2 protein-coding genes are annotated in these 367 nt (G+C 46.3%); both read right to left on the bottom strand.

Annotated features, from left to right (window positions below):
- A partial coding sequence (locus tag Q5762_RS40140) for a response regulator (protein WP_399495546.1) occupies positions 1 to 178 on the bottom strand: 178 nt, incomplete at its 3' end.
- A partial coding sequence (locus Q5762_RS37425) for an ATP-binding protein (RefSeq protein WP_315896771.1) occupies positions 171 to 367 on the bottom strand: 197 nt, incomplete at its 5' end. The genes Q5762_RS40140 and Q5762_RS37425, both read right to left, overlap by 8 nt.

The raw sequence follows: 367 nt of genomic DNA, 5'->3' as shown, positions 1-367 counted from the left end.
GCATTCTGATATCGAGGATCACGCAGCCCGCTTGTTCAATATCTACGACGTCGAGAAACGCTTGTCCATCGGCAAAGGTGGTCACTAAAAAGTCATATTCTTCGAGCATAAACGCCAGCGAATCTCGCACTGATTCATCATCATCCACCACATAGACGGGTAATTGTTTATCACTCATTTCTCGTTCCTTTTATGGTGTCTTTGGCTGCGTTTGGAGTGCTCGTCACGTTTTTGCTCAATGAAGGCACAGCTTGGAAGGGCAAGCAGAGTTGTACCAGGCAACCATGTGGATTGGTAGACTGAATGGTAAATTTGCCGCCATGCATTTCAAGCACATCTCGACAAATTGATAAGCCTAAACCCAGCC

Origin of the sequence: Streptomyces sp. P9(2023), assembly GCF_032436795.1 — a bacterium.
Lineage (GTDB): Bacteria > Actinomycetota > Actinomycetes > Streptomycetales > Streptomycetaceae > Streptomyces.
The sequence above is the reverse complement of the archived record's forward strand: the minus strand, read 5'-3'. Positions and strand labels throughout refer to the sequence as shown.